This is a genomic window from Psychrobacter sp. CLB018, from assembly GCF_041222815.1.
GTDB lineage: Bacteria > Pseudomonadota > Gammaproteobacteria > Pseudomonadales > Moraxellaceae > Psychrobacter > Psychrobacter faecalis.
The window spans coordinates 3,029,845-3,047,098 of the sequence record NZ_CP166085.1 but is presented as its reverse complement, the minus strand read 5'-3'; the positions used below and the strand labels follow the sequence as shown (position 1 = coordinate 3,047,098).

General features: G+C 43.3%; 11 protein-coding genes, 2 tRNA genes and 2 rRNA genes. 11 read left to right on the top strand and 4 right to left on the bottom strand.

The features are described from left to right. The first annotated feature begins 71 nt into the window (after window positions 1-71). The 6 genes from AB8P72_RS12990 (at window position 72) to nrdD (ending at window position 6,375) form a co-directional block, all read left to right on the top strand. Window positions 72-148 (top strand) — tRNA-Ile (locus AB8P72_RS12990). A gap of 9 nt (window positions 149-157) precedes the next feature. After that, a tRNA-Ala gene (locus tag AB8P72_RS12985) sits at window positions 158-233 on the top strand. Between the two features lie 355 nt (window positions 234-588). Next, a 23S ribosomal RNA gene (locus tag AB8P72_RS12980) occupies window positions 589-3,450 on the top strand. A 119-nt stretch (window positions 3,451-3,569) separates the two neighbouring features. After that, window positions 3,570-3,684 (top strand): 5S ribosomal RNA (gene rrf, locus AB8P72_RS12975). 446 nt (window positions 3,685-4,130) lie between these two features. Then, window positions 4,131-4,589 carry an anaerobic ribonucleoside-triphosphate reductase activating protein gene (gene nrdG, locus AB8P72_RS12970; RefSeq protein ID WP_288726159.1) on the top strand — a complete coding sequence of 153 codons (459 nt, stop codon included), beginning with the start codon at window positions 4,131-4,133 and terminating at the stop codon, window positions 4,587-4,589. Next, window positions 4,582-6,375: an anaerobic ribonucleoside-triphosphate reductase gene (gene nrdD / locus AB8P72_RS12965; protein WP_369957855.1), complete on the top strand. Its 1,794-nt coding sequence runs from the start codon at window positions 4,582-4,584 to the stop codon at window positions 6,373-6,375. Before nrdG ends, nrdD begins: the two co-directional genes overlap by 8 nt. Window positions 6,376-6,567: 192 nt before the next feature. On the opposite strand, the gene AB8P72_RS12960 is transcribed toward nrdD, so the two are convergent. Next, entirely contained in the window at window positions 6,568-7,461 is an 894-nt protein-coding gene (locus tag AB8P72_RS12960; RefSeq protein ID WP_201591857.1) for a pirin family protein, read from the bottom strand. A gap of 144 nt (window positions 7,462-7,605) precedes the next feature. Next, window positions 7,606-7,866: a DUF1289 domain-containing protein gene (locus AB8P72_RS12955; RefSeq protein ID WP_369957854.1), complete on the bottom strand. Its 261-nt coding sequence runs from the start codon at window positions 7,864-7,866 to the stop codon at window positions 7,606-7,608. Between the two features lie 197 nt (window positions 7,867-8,063). Between AB8P72_RS12955 and AB8P72_RS12950 the strand changes: the two genes are divergently transcribed. The 3 genes from AB8P72_RS12950 to AB8P72_RS12940 all read left to right on the top strand — a co-directional run bounded on the left by AB8P72_RS12950 (window position 8,064) and on the right by AB8P72_RS12940 (window position 11,574). Beyond that, complete coding sequence (locus AB8P72_RS12950; protein WP_369957853.1) at window positions 8,064-8,729, top strand: YqiA/YcfP family alpha/beta fold hydrolase; 666 nt, start codon at window positions 8,064-8,066, stop codon at window positions 8,727-8,729. A gap of 110 nt (window positions 8,730-8,839) precedes the next feature. Continuing rightward, a complete protein-coding gene (gene parE / locus AB8P72_RS12945) occupies window positions 8,840-10,723 on the top strand; it encodes a DNA topoisomerase IV subunit B (RefSeq protein ID WP_369957852.1) in 1,884 nt (627 codons plus the stop codon). 155 nt (window positions 10,724-10,878) lie between these two features. Next, complete coding sequence (locus tag AB8P72_RS12940) at window positions 10,879-11,574, top strand: lysophospholipid acyltransferase family protein (protein WP_193030906.1); 696 nt, start codon at window positions 10,879-10,881, stop codon at window positions 11,572-11,574. A 121-nt stretch (window positions 11,575-11,695) separates the two neighbouring features. On the opposite strand, the gene AB8P72_RS12935 is transcribed toward AB8P72_RS12940, so the two are convergent. Beyond that, window positions 11,696-12,478 (bottom strand): SDR family NAD(P)-dependent oxidoreductase, encoded by a 783-nt coding sequence (locus tag AB8P72_RS12935; RefSeq protein ID WP_191692316.1) that lies wholly within the window; start codon window positions 12,476-12,478, stop codon window positions 11,696-11,698. 243 nt (window positions 12,479-12,721) lie between these two features. Between AB8P72_RS12935 and AB8P72_RS12930 the strand changes: the two genes are divergently transcribed. Continuing rightward, window positions 12,722-14,017, top strand: a complete 1,296-nt coding sequence (locus tag AB8P72_RS12930) for a hypothetical protein (RefSeq protein WP_193030904.1) — start codon at window positions 12,722-12,724, stop codon at window positions 14,015-14,017. Window positions 14,018-14,274: 257 nt separating this feature from the next. Here AB8P72_RS12930 and AB8P72_RS12925 read toward each other — a convergent pair whose 3' ends face one another. Next, the gene (locus tag AB8P72_RS12925; RefSeq protein WP_144298018.1) at window positions 14,275-16,026 is read right to left on the bottom strand and encodes a mechanosensitive ion channel; all 1,752 of its coding nucleotides are present in this window, start codon (window positions 16,024-16,026) and stop codon (window positions 14,275-14,277) included. A gap of 416 nt (window positions 16,027-16,442) precedes the next feature. Here AB8P72_RS12925 and AB8P72_RS12920 point away from each other — a divergent pair, with 416 nt between their 5' ends. Further along, complete coding sequence (locus tag AB8P72_RS12920) at window positions 16,443-17,174, top strand: FKBP-type peptidyl-prolyl cis-trans isomerase (RefSeq protein WP_193030902.1); 732 nt, start codon at window positions 16,443-16,445, stop codon at window positions 17,172-17,174. Window positions 17,175-17,254: the final 80 nt, after the last annotated feature.

The following is a 17,254-nucleotide window of genomic DNA, read 5'->3' as shown; positions in this document are numbered from 1 at the left end:
AGCATTCGGTCAGCAAGAATTCACAACAAGTTGTTCTTTAGTTTAAGCTTACGTTTATACAAGCGTAATTTGGGTCTGTAGCTCAGCTGGTTAGAGCACCGTGTTGATAACGCGGGGGTCAGTGGTTCAAGTCCACTTAGACCCACCATTTATATATGGGGCCATAGCTCAGTTGGTAGAGCGCCTGCCTTGCACGCAGGAGGTCAACGGTTCGACTCCGTTTGGCTCCACCACTATAAACGCAGTAAGCTTTGAATGCTAATAAATAAAATAGGTATCAAACAGAAACAAGTGATTCCAATATAGCAATATATTATCTGATTACTTCTTTCTGTTTTATACGGAAACTTACTACTCGACGAGAGAGTAAGAACTATTTAAAAACATAGATATGAGTCTGGGTTAGAGTGGCGTGTTCACGCGACACTCTAACCTTAAGAAATCCTCTTTTAACGACATTGTTTGTTATCCCAAAGAGGATTTCTTAAAAAAATAAAGAGAACTGAATCAAGCGTAAACATAGGTGATATCGTTATCATAATTAGATTGTATGACACTTTGAAGTCGAAAGACTACTTGGGGTTGTATGGTCAAGTAATGAAGCGCACATGGTGGATGCCTTGGCAGTCAGAGGCGATGAAAGACGTGACAGCCTGCGATAAGCTTCGGGGAGGCGGCAATATCCTGTGATCCGGAGATTTCTGAATGGGGAAACCCAGCTAGCATAAGCTAGCTATCTTATATTTATATAAGAGGCGAACGAGGGGAAGTGAAACATCTCAGTACCCTTAGGAATAGACATCAATTGAGATTCCCCTAGTAGCGGCGAGCGAACGGGGAGAAGCCGATTAATGCTAATGTAGAAGAACAGCGTGGGAAAGCTGACCGTAGTAGGTGATAGTCCTGTATTCGAAACATTAGCGTTAACATATTAAGTAGAGCGGGGCACGAGAAATCCTGTTTGAAGATGGGGGGACCATCCTCCAAGGCTAAATACTCCTGACTGACCGATAGTGAACCAGTACCGTGAGGGAAAGGCGAAAAGAACCCCTGTGAGGGGAGTGAAATAGAACCTGAAACCGTGTGCGTACAAGCAGTGGGAGCCTTAATTTATTAGGGTGACCGCGTACCTTTTGTATAATGGGTCAGCGACTTATATTCTGTAGCAAGGTTAACCGTTTAGGGGAGCCGTAGGGAAACCGAGTCTTAATAGGGCGATTAGTTGCAGGGTATAGACCCGAAACCGAGTGATCTATCCATGAGCAGGTTGAAAGTGCCGTAACAGGCACCGGAGGACCGAACCCACTGTCGTTGAAAAGCCAGGGGATGACTTGTGGATAGGGGTGAAAGGCTAATCAAACTCGGTGATAGCTGGTTCTCCCCGAAAGCTATTTAGGTAGCGCCTCGGACGAACACCATTGGGGGTAGAGCACTGTTTCGGCTAGGGGGTCATACCGACTTACCAAACCGATGCAAACTCCGAATACCGATGAGTGATATCCGGGAGACACACAGTGGGTGCTAACGTCCATTGTGGAGAGGGAAACAACCCAGACCGCCAGCTAAGGCCCCAAATTCCTAGTTAAGTGGGAAACGAGGTGGGAAGGCATAGACAGCTAGGAGGTTGGCTTAGAAGCAGCCATCCTTTAAAGAAAGCGTAATAGCTCACTAGTCGAGTCGGCCCGCGCGGAAGATGTAACGGGGCTCAAACTAGGAGCCGAAGCTGCGGATTTGAATTTGTTTTCAAGTGGTAGGGGAGCGTTGTGTAAGCCTGTGAAGGTGTGTTGTAAAGCATGCTGGAGGTATCACAAGAGCGAATGCTGACGTGAGTAACGATAATGCGAGTGAAAAGCTCGCACGCCGGAAGATCAAGGGTTCCAGTCCAACGTTAATCGGGGCTGGGTGAGTCGACCCCTAAGGCGAGGCCGAAAGGCGTAGTCGATGGGAAATCGGTTAATATTCCGATACTTGTTTATAATGCGATGGAGGGACGGAGTAGGTTATGTCAGCCTGGCGTTGGTTGTCCAGGTGAAAGGATGTAGGCTTACAGTTTAGGCAAATCCGGACTGTAATACGGCTGAGATCTGATAGCAAGCGGTACTTGTACCGTGAAGTGGCAAATACCATGCTTCCAGGAAAAGCTTCTAAGCAATAGTTATAAACGAATCGTACCCTAAACCGACACAGGTGATCAGGTAGAGAATACCAAGGCGCTTGAGAGAACTCTGCTGAAGGAACTAGGCAAAATGGTACCGTAACTTCGGGAGAAGGTACGCTGCCGATGGTGATAGGACTTGCTCCTTGAGCTGTTGGCAGTCGCAGATACCAGGCTGCTGCAACTGTTTATTAAAAACACAGCACTCTGCAAACACGAAAGTGGACGTATAGGGTGTGATGTCTGCCCGGTGCTGGAAGGTTAATTGATGGGGTTAGCGTAAGCGAAGCTCTTGATCGAAGCCCCAGTAAACGGCGGCCGTAACTATAACGGTCCTAAGGTAGCGAAATTCCTTGTCGGGTAAGTTCCGACCTGCACGAATGACATAATGATGGCAGCGCTGTCTCCAGCAGAGACTCAGTGAAATCGAAATCGCAGTGAAGATGCTGTGTACCCGCGGCTAGACGGAAAGACCCCGTGAACCTTTACTACAGCTTTACATTGAACTTTGACCTGACTTGTGCAGGATAGGTGGGAGGCTTTGAAGCCGAGACGCTAGTCTTGGTGGAGCCATCCTTGAAATACCACCCTGGTCATGTCGGGGTTCTAACTCAGGTATAACAATACCGAGGACAATGTATGGTGGGTAGTTTGACTGGGGCGGTCTCCTCCTAAAGAGTAACGGAGGAGTACGAAGGTGCGCTCAGAACGGTCGGAAATCGTTCATAGAGTATAAAGGCAAAAGCGCGCTTAACTGCGAGACCCACAAGTCGAGCAGGTACGAAAGTAGGTCTTAGTGATCCGGTGGTTCTGTATGGAAGGGCCATCGCTCAACGGATAAAAGGTACTCTGGGGATAACAGGCTGATACCGCCCAAGAGTTCATATCGACGGCGGTGTTTGGCACCTCGATGTCGGCTCATCTCATCCTAGGGCTGAAGCAGGTCCTAAGGGTATGGCTGTTCGCCATTTAAAGAGGTACGCGAGCTGGGTTTAGAACGTCGTGAGACAGTTCGGTCCCTATCTACCGTGGGCGTTGGAAATTTGAGAGGATCTGCTCCTAGTACGAGAGGACCAGAGTGGACGAACCACTGGTGTTCGGGTTGTCATGCCAATGGCATTGCCCGGTAGCTACGTTCGGATGGGATAACCGCTGAAAGCATCTAAGCGGGAAGCCCACCTCAAGATTAGATTTCCCTAAAGAGCCGTTCAAGACTAGGACGTTGATAGGCAGGGTGTGGAAGCACAGCGATGTGTGTAGCTAACCTGTACTAATTGCTCGTTTGGCTTGACCATACAACACCCAAGTGGTTTGTATCAAGTCTAATTATTTCGATATCACCTTAATCCTTGATTCAGTTGGATTAAGATGACACTAGTCATTTAAACACACAGACTCATATCTAACCCCCTTTGCTGACGACAATAGCATGATGGTACCACCTGATCCCTTCCCGAACTCAGAAGTGAAACATCATCGCGCCAATGGTAGTGTGGCTCCGGCCATGTGAGAGTAGGTCATCGTCAGCTCTCTATTCCGATTACCCCCTTACGTGAATGCGTAAGGGGGTTTTCTTTGTCTGCGGGGTTTATATAAAAAAATATCGCTTGCCTACTCTAATCAATGCTTACTTTACTTATCTGAAGTTATTATCAATTTTTTCTAGCCCTTTCATATATCGTTATGAAAGGGCTTTTCTTTATTCAAGGAATATTCCTCAATAGCTTTGTCTTTCATTTCATGACTTCGAATTCTCTTAAATTTATCTTTAAAAATTATTTCTTTCTACATAATTCATCAGACTTTCTTAAAAAAACCTGTTAAATACTAGATTTTTAGTGTGTTTCTTATAGCTAAATGATTGATTTAGATGTGGTTACTGAGCAGTATTTAAATTAAATATCCCACATATTGTGTTATTTATAATGTCTATATACTATATATAGGTCTTCACGATTTGGTTTAAAGGGTAGTGATGTTGAATATTGTTGAATATGACATTGTTTTTCAAGAAGTACCAACAGAGGTTAGCTTAGCGTTGACCGTTGCTGGCTGCCCTTTAATGTGCCGAGGTTGTAGTCGTGCTGACACGTGGAAAAAAGAGAAAGGTACGCCTTTAACTGATGACTTTTTAGCGGGGTTATTGGAAAGCTATAAAGGTCTCATCAGCTGTGTGCTGTTTATGGGTGGTGAATGGCAACCGTCCGCCTTGTTGTCTGCGCTCAAGCAGGTTCGACACTCCGGATTGAAAACAGCACTGTACACAGGCTTGGATGCCATACCGTCCAGTTTGCAAGCAGAGCTAACTTATCTAAAAACAGGACCATGGATTATGGAGCTTGGAGGTTTAGACACTCCAACCACTAATCAAAGGTTTATCGATTGTACTAACGGTGAAGTATTAAATCATTTGTTTTGGAGGAATTATGAGTAAGTTGAATTCAGAGCAGTTGGGCGATAAATTATTTTTTATCAAAGATTATATGCAAGCCAATAATGCAGCAGATGGCTCCCATGTAGACGCCAATGCCAACGTGACGGTCAAGAATATCGCCACGTTAGAAAGCGAAATTATGAAAGATTACTTTATTCAGGTTAATCGCAGTCAAGTACAACATCAGATTCGCGCATGTTTTGATAGTGATTTGGCAGATGAGTATTTGCGCCAAATCGAAGCTCATGAAATTTATGTACATGACGAGACTAGCCTAAAACCTTACTGCGTCTCAGTATCATTATATCCATTTTTGCTGGATGGCCTAAAGAAATTGGGCGGCGAGGCAGGTCCGCCGCAGCACTTAGCGTCGTTTTGTGGCTCTTTCATTAACTTGATATTTGCCATTAGTTCGCAATTTGCGGGCGCAGTGGCGACGGTCGAGTTTCTTGCCTATTTCGATTACTTCGCTCGTAAAGACCATGGCAGTGATTATTTAACCACGCATAAATCATTGATTGAAAACTGTTTCCAGCAAGTGGTTTATTCCATTAACCAACCTGCTGCGGCGCGTGGTTATCAAAGCGCGTTTTGGAATATCTCTTTATACGACGAATATTATTTTGATGCCATGTTTGCCAACTTTGTCTTTCCTGATGGTGAAAGACCGTGCTGGGAAACGATTAAACAGCTACAGGCGTATTTTTTAACCTGGTTTAATGAAGAGCGTAAACGTGCAATCTTAACTTTCCCAGTCGTTACCTGCGCCATGCTAACCGAAAACGGTAAATGTAAAGATGAAGAATATGCCGATATGCTAGCGACCGAGTTGGCAGAAAAAAACAGCTTCTTTATTTATCAAAGCGACAATCCGGATTCTTTAGCCTCTTGTTGTCGTCTGCGCAATGAAATCACTGATCACAGTTTCTCTTATACTTTAGGCGCAGGTGGCGTGGCTACTGGCTCAATCAATGTTATTACCCTTAATCTGAATCGTATGATTCAAAATGGACAAGATTTGGCTGCAGAGGTACAAAAAATTCATAAGTATCAGGTCAGTTATCGTAAGCTGATGGAACGATATCAAGCATCTGGCATGTTGCCCGTTTACGATGCAGGGTTTATTCAACTAGATAAGCAGTTTTTGACGCTCGGTATCAATGGCATGGCAGAAGCTGCGGAGAGTCAAGGCATAGTAGTTGGTAATAATCAGCAATATCATACCTTCGTTAATAATATCCTAAAAACCATTTATGATGAAAATCGTAAAGCCAGTATCCAGTATGGTTTGAAATTTAATACTGAGTTTGTACCCGCAGAAAACTTAGGCGTTAAAAATGCCAAATGGGACAAACGAGACGGCTATGAGGTGCAGCGAGAGTGTTATAACTCTTATCTGTATCTGGTAGAGGATGAAACAACCAATACCTTGGATAAGTTTATGCTGCATGGACGTGAGCTTACGCAGTGGCTAGATGGCGGCTCGGCCTTACATTTGAATTTGGACGAAACTCTCGATAAGCAGCAGTATCGTAAATTATTAGATATTGCGGCAACCACAGGGTGTCAGTACTTTTGTATTAACGTGCGTATTACCATTTGCAATGCATGTCAGCATATTGATAAGCGCACCCTTTATCACTGTGAGGCTTGTGGCTCAAACGATGTTGATCATGCTACGCGTATCATTGGCTATTTAAAGCGGGTATCCGCTTTTAGTGAGGGTCGGCGCTTAGAACATCAGTTACGTCACTATCGCCGTGAACGCCAAGTTGATGTGGTTTAAGTTTGCCAATAAATCATTCTAGGTGATGAGAGCGGTTACTCCGTGCAACTAGATAGTTTAAGTTCGTGGTGAAAGCAGCAGATTTGCTTTTCTTATCATAAAAAAAGCCCGTATTAGCGAACTAATACGGGCTTTGACATTCAAGAGAGTATTTTAAATAATCAAGGCTAAAGCTTAGCTAATAGCTAAGCTTTAAGCGCCTTCACCAAATTTACCACTTTGAAAATCAGTAACCGCTTGCATGATTTCTTGCTGATTGTTCATCACAAAGGGGCCATATTGCACAATCGGTTCGCCTAGTGGGCGACCAGTGATTAAAATCACTTTGGTATCCTCACTACTATCGGCTGTAATGGTAACGCCATCAGTATCCGCGTTATTTTCAAGAATAGCCATGGTTTTAGTTGGTACCGTTTCGCCTGCAATCTCTATGGTACCGCGATAGACAAAAACAAAAGCATTATGGTCAGCCGGAATCGCCTGACTAAAACTCGTTCCTGCTGGTAGATGGATATCCAAATAACTCGGCTCAGTGATGTCGCGTGTGACCGCGCCTTCAATACCATGCGATTGACCCGCAATTACCGTGACGTCTACGCCATCTTCCGTGCTATATTTTGGCAAATCGTCACTTTGGAAATCTTTATACCAAGGGTCATTCATTTTATCTTTAGCAGGTAGGTTAAGCCAAAGCTGAAAACCTTCCATTGCGCCGTTTTCTTGTTCAGGCAATTCTGAATGAATCACACCGCTCGCCGCCGTCATCCATTGGACGCCGCCATTTTGTAATAGCCCTTCGTTACCGGCGCTGTCGCGGTGGCGCATACGACCAGTAATCATATAGGTAATGGTTTCAAAACCACGATGCGGATGATTGGGGAAACCGGCAACATAGTCGTCTGGATTATCGCTTTTAAAGTTGTCTAACATCAAATACGGGTCAAGACGCTCTTGTAGCTGCTGGGTCAGTACCCGTGTCAGCTTAACCCCAGCACCGTCTTGGGTATCGACTCCAGCGTAAAGGTATTCAATTTGGCGCGAATTTTTCACTGTGTCTTTTATATCAGACCTGACAGTATGATTCATTATATTATCCTTAAAAACCATTTGGTTTATCAATATTCATTTACTTGTATATAGTGATAATAAAATAAATTTCAATAGAATACTATGTAGTTTTTTTACATTACTACCTTTAAATATTAAGTATATATTAACCCTTTATTTTTGTTAAAATAATCTTCCTGTCTCTATTGTCTCATCAAAATTAAAGCCCAATTGTTCGCCTTTACGCTGTCGCAGCTGCTCGATACGTTGCCGACGCCCTGCTATAAGCCTTAGTACTTCGCGGCGCTGTTCGGTCGTCATCCCATGCCATAGCTGGCGCTCAGGGCGGCTACGCAGGCAGCCAAAGCAGTAGCCCTTTTTATTGCTTTGGCAAACACCAATGCATGGATTGGCAATCTCGAACAGTTCAAACTGCTGATTCATGGCGGCTCCATCGCTATTACGTTATTCCTTTAACTGGCCCGATTGCTTGTCTCGTCTTACCGTAAATACTATTATGGCGCAAATAGCGAATAATACTGTGCCATTTTATCGTTACTGTTTTTGTGGCGTCAGTGCTATGCTAAGTTTTGCACCGCCATATACAGCAATCATAACAAAACCAATCAGTGAGATTCTACGTGAATATTATTTATATCCATGGCTTAGACAGTGATGCCAACTCTACAAAAGGCAAATTATTGGAGGATTATTGCCAAAAGTATCATCCCGATATCAAGGTATTACGACCAGATTTGAACAAGACCCCTGAGCAAGTTTTTAAGCAAATACTCTCGTTAATTGAACGTTTAGACGGTCAAAATAAAACAGCACAAGATAAGCTAAATAAATCTTCTCATACCGTACTGGTCGGTAGCTCATTAGGCGGTTATTTTTCTACGGTGGTTAGCAATCATACCGGTTGCCCAGCGCTATTACTAAACCCCAGCATCCAGCCCCATATTACTTTGCAGCGGTTTGCCAAAGATTTTGCGCTAAAAAACAATGTTAAAGACGAGGATTTGGGTAAGCAGGTTATTCATGCGACAGCGGGCGGTTGGGATATTACTCAAACAGATTTGCAATGGTTTGCAGCGCACCAACTATCAACCGTTAATTATCCTAATAAAATTGCTGTCCTGATTAAGGAAGGAGATGAGCTGCTTAATCCTGAACTGTCTAAACAGTTTTATCAAACACAAGGCGCAAGCGTAACGATGCAAACGGGCGGCGATCATCGCTTTAGTGACTTCAATGAGCAATTACCTACGGTGATTGAGATGCTGCAGAGTCTCACACGGATTTAACTAAACGACATTATCTGACGTAAGCAAATGAGTATTGACCTTAAGGCCACTATTTTTCGTTATAATGGGTTAATAGAATTAATCGCACATGAATAATTAAGGATGCATTTGTGAGTCAATATAATGCGCAATCGTTAGAAGTTTTAGAAGGGCTGGAGCCTGTCCGCCGTCGCCCTGGAATGTACACCGACACCACGCGCCCCAATCATTTAGCTCAAGAAGTCATTGATAACTCAGTCGACGAAGCGTTGGCGGGTTATGCAAAAACCATCAAGGTGCAGCTGCATAGTGATGGCTCGCTATCGGTCGAAGATGATGGCCGCGGTATGCCAACCGATATCCATCCTGAATTTGGCCAATCAGGGATTGAGCTGATTTTGACCCGTCTACATGCGGGTGGTAAGTTTTCGACCTCCAATTATGAGGTATCGGGCGGTCTGCATGGTGTGGGTATCTCTGTCGTCAACGCTTTATCAACGCGAGTTGAAGTAACGGTTTGGCGCGATAGTACGCAGTTCGAGATGGCGTTTGAGAATGGCGCAGCGGTCACCTCTTTAACCGAAACGGTTAGCTCGAATAAACGTAAGCGTGGCACTAAAGTTAAGTTTTGGGCCGATGGTAGTTTTTTTGATACGCCAAAATTCAATGTTAAGCAGCTAAAACACAATCTAAAAGCCAAAGCGGTATTAGCCGCTGGTCTGACGATTGAGTTTGTCGATGATATCAATAATGAAAAAGTCGTTTGGCAATTTACCGACGGGGTGGTTGAGTATCTAAACGAGCAGCTAGATGGTTTAGAAACCTTACCGGAGGCGCCGTTTTATTATAACCATGAGGCCAAAGCTGGTGAGCGCGCTGCTATCACCTTTGCCTTGTCTTGGTTGCCGGATGGTGGCACACCGATTCAAGAAAGCTATGTCAATCTTATCCCAACCGCACAGGGCGGTACGCATGTTAATGGCTTACGTACTGGTATTTTAGAGGCCCTACGTGAGTTTTGCGATATCCATAATCTACTGTCTCGTAATGTTAAATTAACGGCCGAAGATGTCTGGGACGGCGTCAATTATATCTTGTCGCTCAAGTTTTCTGAACCGCAGTTTTCTGGTCAAACCAAAGAGCGGCTTTCTAGTCGTGAAGCGGCAGGCGCGGTACAAACACTAGCAAAAGATGCTTTTAGTTTGTGGCTCAATCAACATGCCGATATGGGCACACAGATTGCAGAATTGGCGATTAATAAAGCCGGTCGCCGCCTAAAATCAGCCAAAAAAGTGGCGCGTAAAAAAATCACTCAAGGTCCTGCATTGCCTGGTAAGTTGGCGGATTGTCGCGGTGATTTACGTGACGGCGCAGAGCTGTTTTTAGTCGAAGGGGACTCGGCAGGTGGTAGTGCCAAGCAAGCACGCGACCGTCACTATCAAGCGATATTGCCGCTGCGCGGTAAGATTTTAAATACGTGGGAAGTGTCGTCAGATACGGTATTATCAAGCCAAGAGATTCATGATATTGCCATCGCGATTGGTGTGGATCCAGCGTCGGATGATTTATCTGAGCTGCGCTATGACAAAATATGTATTTTGGCTGATGCTGACTCTGATGGTCTCCATATTGCCACGCTTATCTGTGCGTTGTTTGTTAAGCATTTCCCAGCGTTGGTTGATGCAGGTCATTTATTTGTCGCGATGCCGCCGCTGTACCGCGTCGATGTGGGTAAAGAAGTACATTATGCGTTAGACGAATCTGAGCTTGAGCACATATTGGCCAATGTACCGGGCAATAAAAAAGCCCAAATTACGCGCTTTAAAGGCTTGGGTGAAATGAGTGCCGAACAGCTACGCGAGACCACCATGAATCGCGATACCCGCCGTTTGGTACAGTTAGATATGGACGATATGATATTAACCAATAGTGTCATGGATATGTTGCTCGCCAAAAAACGTGCGTCTGATCGTAAGTCATGGCTTGAGCATAAAGGTAATTTAGCAGTTATCTGATATCAGCAGTGCGTGATGTATCGATATTACTTTTCACTCACTATATATAAGTAGATAAAAAACTAAGCTGGCAGGCGGTAAAAATCTATAAAATTCAATGTAGTAGCAGACGCTTAATGGTATTATAGAGGTATCTTTTACTATATGGTGCCGTCATGACATCAAAATTTTTTAAGCGTTCTAAAGCGGCTGCTTCTAAACCTACGCGCTCAAAAGTACTACCAAGTTTGAGCAAAAAGCAGCTGGGTGATTTAGTACCAAAACGTGGTAATAAGTTTGCGCCAAAGATTGGCTCGGCATTGTTAAAAGCAGTAGGTTGGCGTACCGTTGGCGAGATTCCAAATATCCCGCAGGCGGTGGTTTTGGCGCTGCCGCATACCTCCAACGTCGATGGTATTTATGCGATACCAAGCTTATTTGCTCTAGATTTAAAAATTAGCATCATGGGTAAGCATACGCTGTTTAAAGTGCCGGTGTTTGCACAGCTGTTAAAGTGGATTGGCGTCATTCCTATTGACCGTGGTAATAAAGGTTCGGTGCTGCAGGCGAGTATTGATAAATTTAAAACTGGCAAACCGCTATTTTTAGGCTTAGCGCCAGAAGGGACGCGCCAATATACCAAAGACTGGAAGACTGGCTTTTATTATTTGGCATTAGGTGCCGGCGTGCCGATTTTACCCGTAGCGATGGACTATAAAACCAAAGAAATACGCTTTATGTCGCCCGTCTATCCGACCGGTAATATCGACGTCGATTTGCCAAAAATATATGCGCAGTATCGCGGCGTTGTACCGCGATATCCTGAGCGATTATCGCAGCCACTACAGGATATCAATCATTTAGCTGAGTAACGCTTTTATGATTTTTAATAACGATTGCAATCAAAAAGCCTCTGATACTTGAGCTATCAGAGGCTTTTTAATGTTAAACATTTAAGTTTGCTATTAAGTGGTTCTGGTCGGTGATTGGCTACTAAAAATGCGGTTGTCCATTAGAGGCACTGACTCCGCCATCAACGGGCAAATTAACACCGGTAATCATAGCGGCGTCGTCACTGGCTAAAAAAGTAATGGTCGCGGCAATATCTTCTGGTTTCGCCATACGCTTAAGGGGGCAGCGGTCCAAAAACTTATCAGTTTTGCTGTCGTTGTCTTGAATAGCGGTGGTCATCTCGGTTGCTGTCACGCTTGGATTGACAGCGTTGACGCGCACGCCATCGGCGCCGTGGTCTAGCGCGAGCGTACGCGTTAGGTTGCTGATACCGGCTTTGGCCGCATTATAAGCCGCCATATTCCAGTCGCCACCGACGCCAGACAGCGACGAGACATTGATAATATTGCCTTTACTCGCAATCAAGTGCGGCATGGCAGCCTGACAGACATAAAAAGTGCCATTTAAATTGACATCAATCGCCAATTTCCAATCTTCAGAAGACAGCTCAGTGATTTTCCCTTGCATGGCTTTGCCGGCATTGTTTACCAAGACATCAATTTTGCCAAATTTATCGACGACTCTTTTCATCATTTCTTGTACTTGAGCCTCTACGCTGATATCACAGACGACGGTCAAAAAATTATCAGTATGAATCCAAGTGCGATCTTGTGGGAACGCTTTTGCTGTTTCCTCTAGGGTGGCAGCGGTGCGTCCGACTAACACCACATTGGCGCCTTCTTGAGCAAAACGAATGGCGGTTGCGCGGCCGATACCTGAACCTGCGCCTGTGACGATGACGGTTTTTTCTTTAAAGCGTTTCATGATGTTCAGTCCTTGTTATCATACGAGTGTTATTATATAAATGAAAATATTAAGCAAGCCAAATGCGATGGCAATTTATAGCCCAGTAAACGCGGTGCAAAGCTGCTAGCTTTTATGTCATCATAACAACTCACTGCGATGAATGCGACTAGGTATAATAGCGTTTATGTTGTTCAATTTATCGCTAAAAGTTATGACAAGGTATACATTGCTATATTTATTTAATAAGAAAAGGTTGCGGCTGTGTCCAATTTGACTACGGTGATATCTGATAAAGGCTATCTTGGCGATGAGTTAGCCTGTTACCTGCAATCTGAAGTATTAGAGATTGTATTGCCTGCTGTTCAAGCGCTTGTTACTAGCTATAACGGTCAATATAAGGTGCAAAAATATGACTATCAATTGCCCCTAGGTCAGTTGCAGCTATTAAATCTAAGCATTTATTTACCTGAGGATATAGGTGCAGGATATATTGAAAACGTACGTAAAACGGCTATTGAATCGATTTCGGCATGGCGCAACGGCTATTTAACTAGGTACAAAGATAAGATAGATGCGACGACCTATGTTGTGGTTTTTGATATTCAATTTAGAAACATTTATCAGAACACAAGTAAACGTGTAAAAAATAACCTTATTGGCAATGGGTTTATAGACGGTTTAAGTTCAGAAATACATGCAAGCGAACCGCCATTACAGGTGTTTGGCTGGCATGATTGGCAATTGATATTAAGGGCATTACATACGCCATGCGAGCTATGGCGATTTTTACAATATCGTTTAGGGCAGTGGCAACATACTGATAATAGCCGTATAGATAGTCTTAAGTCTGAAGAGGCGATGATTGCTGATTTCCTAAATGACCCTGCCGTATTTGCGCAAGCTATCGCTATAGACAACGCACTGATTAAATATAAGATGCAAGATAAGCCAAATTCCGCTTTGATAGCAATAGCGCTAGCGCAAAAAAGTCAGAGTACCACCAGCCAAATGTATCAGCAGCATATGGCGCAAGCGGCTGTGTTATGGTCGCAAATGATTGGCCAAATGTTAAAGCGGTATAGCGATAATGGGCAAAAAAAGAATAAGCAAGATTTCTCGGCAATAAATCTTGCTTATTGGCAGCAGCAAATACTCGATGAGTCTTTATTTTCACGGCATGAGCTGATTCGTACTTTGTATCGCCATCCCAAACAACAACAGCAATTACGAGAACAAGGCTATGTCGTCCATCAACATTCCTATGAGTCTTTAGGTCGGCACTATATGCTGATATTTTATGGGCAAGATGCTAAAGGGCAACATAGTAAACAAACCATTCAACCAAATCTTGCGAAAATCGCTTTGGATGTGGCCACGCGCTTACCGATAGCGGAGCTGCATCACGTGATTGTATTGGGTATAGATTTCATTGAGGAGGCAAATGACACCTTCATTGATATCGATTTATGGATACAACCAGTTGCTCCCATGAGCCAACGCGAGCGCCAGCTAACCAAGAAAATACAGCAGCTGCAACAGCAAAATCTAAACCGATAGTGGGAGCAGAACCAAACATAAAATGCGCTTTGTTCTAGCTATAGTCAAAATATCCTAAAAACGCTAAGGTATTGCTGATATCAATTTTTCTTGCTTGCTGTGCCTGCGCAGACAGAGACTACAAAAAATTGATATCAGCAGTGCGTGATGTATCGATATTACTTTTCACTCACCATACCTCGTTAGAAATATTTATAAACGCGTATAAAAAAAGACAGCCTAGGCTGTCTTTTTTGTACTTAAAATATAATCACTGCTTATTTATTATTGGTATCGTCATATAAACCGCTACCAGGCAGGATGTTATTGTTAGCAATATCATCATCAGTGATACTACCATCGTTAACGTTGTTATTTACGTTAGTATTGGCAGTATTGTTGATGTCAGAAGTATTGATAGTGTCCGTATTCACCCGTGTTGTATCAACGATATCGGTATGAATATCAGGAGTTGATGTAGTCGCAGGCTTAGCCGTTGGCGTATTCTCACGCACTGACGCGGCAACTTTATCTTGCGTCGATGAGTTAGGTGTTAGAGCAGATTTCGCTTTTGCTTCGTCACGTTCTCTGTCCATCTTATCTTGCATTTTACGGAGGAAGCGAGCAGCTGCTTCTTGACCGCCAAGACCAAATGATAGGGCAAATGCAACCGCAACCGCACCTAAGGTTAGACCGAATGCTAAGTTAACGATAGAATCAGCGATACCCATCGCTTTTAGACCCATTGCCAATACTAGGCCCATGATTAAGACACGTACAATGTTTGCTAAGAACTGTGAACCTTGTTCAGAGCGCTCAACGACACCAGCGATGATGTTGGCAAGCCAAAAACCAATGAACAGAATGATTGCGCCTAAAATAATATTGGCACCAAAAGCAATAAACATAGCGATGATGGCTGAGATAGGTTCGAAACCTAATAGATCAGCGGCAGCGATAGCAGCAAATAACATGGCAAAGAAGATAATCGCATAACTGACAAGATCAGAAATCTTCTTATCACCCATGGTTTCTTGCAGACCAACTTTCGCAGGTAATTGGTTGATTTGAGTATTTTCGATCAAACCTTTGATGATGTTAGCGACCATACGTACTACATAGAAGGTCACGATTAAAATCGCTGCTGCCATAAATATATTTGGCAACGCTTCCATGATTTTGTTCAGCATGTTAGTTGCAGGGCGCGCAATCACATCGATTTTTAGCGCATTTAAAGCAGCAATAATCGTTGGGATGATAACCACTAAAAACGCTAATGAACCTGCGATATTAGGCAAGCTGTTTTGTTCGCTTAGACCTGCTTTTGATGCAAGCTTCTGTACATCGAAAGTAGAAACTAAGTTGGTGACAATGCCGCGTACGACTTTGGCGATGATATAACCCACCACGAAGACCACACCAGCAATAAGAATATTAGGAATAAAGCTAAAGATTTTATCAACCATATTGGTCAATGGCGCAAATAAACCATCAAGCTCTAACTGACCAAGTACCATGGTCAATACAACCAAAAGGATGAACCAGTAAACCATATCAGCAATGGTGCTGCTCATTGGTTTTACGCCTGCCTTGGCACTTAAACGCTCATCCATTGAGGTTTTTGCTAATGCTGCGTTAATGGCAGTACGCGCAACGGTCGCAATGACCCAACCAATCACACCAACAGCAATCGCGGCGATAAGGTTTGGAATAAAGGTCAAGACTTGATTGACCATATTAGCGAATGGCGCTGAGATAGAATTTAGATTCAGCTGACTTAACGCGCCTGAAATCGCAATGATGAAAATAAACCAAAAGACGATTTTTGAGATAATGCCTTCTAAATCGTAGCTTTTACCGGTTGAAGAATTCATGCGTTGGTTAAGATTTACTTTTGACAACACACCACGTACAAGGGCAGCGATACCCAGTGCCACAAGCCAACCAATGATAAAAATTAAAATAGCGCCGATGATGGAACCAATAGGGCCACCCAGATAACCGTTGAACGATGTATACATTGGATTCATCCTGTCCTCCTTTAATGATCATGCATTCCTTATCGAATAATCACTGCTCTACAATATAAGCCTGATTATTGGTAACGAACCCATACCTAATTATTAATATTTTTAATTGATATTATTCAAGAAGTGTTTTTTATAAGACCCTAACTAACATTCTGTGCAGATTGTTAACAAAATCTACGTTCTGTTACTTCTTACCTTAACCAATTTAGCTTAGCTGATGTAATGAGGTATTTAAAGACAGAAAGCTTAACGGCTTACTATAGTTGTGTGATAAGTTGTTAATTTGGCGGCAGATATTAACACAGACTGTACATTTGACCGATAATTTCAAGGGAATCGTAGCTCCTAAAACTAAGATTTGCTATGATAGAACAATGTGACATCTCGCCACTATCCTTACAATTTGAGAGTATTCTATGAAAAAAATTACTACCTTAAGCATTAGTGCCCTTGCTAGTGCGATGTTATTAGTTACCGGCTGTAATGCTAGTAATGGCAATAAAGAAAGCGCCAGCAAAAGCGTTTCAGTGACTGAAAAAAGCCCAGCCAATGAAAAAGTGGGTTACAGCTTGGGTTATATGATGGCAGAAGGTAATAAAGAAGCGGTCGGCGATCTGAACCTTAATACCTTTGAAAAAGGCTTCCGCGACGGCTATGAAGGTAAAGATTCAGCATTGACGCAAGAGCAAATGCAAGAAGTGTTGATGACTTATCAAAAAGAACAAGAAGAAAAGTTCGTCAAAGAGATGGAAGGCAAAGCTGAAGATAACAAAACCAAAGGTGCGGCATTCTTAGCAGAAAATGGTAAAAAAGAAGGCGTGAAAACCACCGCTTCTGGTTTGCAATATAAAGTATTGACCGCTGGTACTGGCAAATCACCAAAAGCGACTGACGTGGTCGAAGTCAACTACGAAGGTAAATTGCTTGACGGTACGGTATTTGACAGCTCTTATGAGCGCGGTGAGCCGATTGAATTTCCATTAAACCAAGTCATCGCTGGCTGGACAGAAGGCCTACAGTTGATGAAAGAGGGTGGCAAATACGAATTTTATATTCCATCTGATATCGCTTATGGCGAAGCAGGTAATGCGGGTATCGAGCCTAACAGCACGCTTATCTTTACCGTTGAGCTATTAAAAGTAAAATAAGGCGTTATTAGTTTTTTTATCCCTTTAGTTTAAAGCGGTTAAAAACAATAAAAAAGCCCTCTTAGTGTATGAGGGCTTTT

Bases quoted from the DNA above. Each gene is read 5' to 3' on its own strand.
- AB8P72_RS12940 (WP_193030906.1), top strand. From the start codon at position 10,879: ATGACATCAAAATTTTTTAAGCGTTCTAAAGCGGCTGCTTCTAAACCT.
- AB8P72_RS12955 (WP_369957854.1), bottom strand. From the start codon at position 7,866: ATGAATCAGCAGTTTGAACTGTTCGAGATTGCCAATCCATGCATTGGT.
- AB8P72_RS12925 (WP_144298018.1), bottom strand. From the start codon at position 16,026: ATGAATCCAATGTATACATCGTTCAACGGTTATCTGGGTGGCCCTATT.
- AB8P72_RS12935 (WP_191692316.1), bottom strand. From the start codon at position 12,478: ATGAAACGCTTTAAAGAAAAAACCGTCATCGTCACAGGCGCAGGTTCA.
- AB8P72_RS12920 (WP_193030902.1), top strand. From the start codon at position 16,443: ATGAAAAAAATTACTACCTTAAGCATTAGTGCCCTTGCTAGTGCGATG.
- AB8P72_RS12960 (WP_201591857.1), bottom strand. From the start codon at position 7,461: ATGAATCATACTGTCAGGTCTGATATAAAAGACACAGTGAAAAATTCG.
- nrdG (WP_288726159.1), top strand. From the start codon at position 4,131: ATGTTGAATATTGTTGAATATGACATTGTTTTTCAAGAAGTACCAACA.
- nrdD (WP_369957855.1), top strand. From the start codon at position 4,582: ATGAGTAAGTTGAATTCAGAGCAGTTGGGCGATAAATTATTTTTTATC.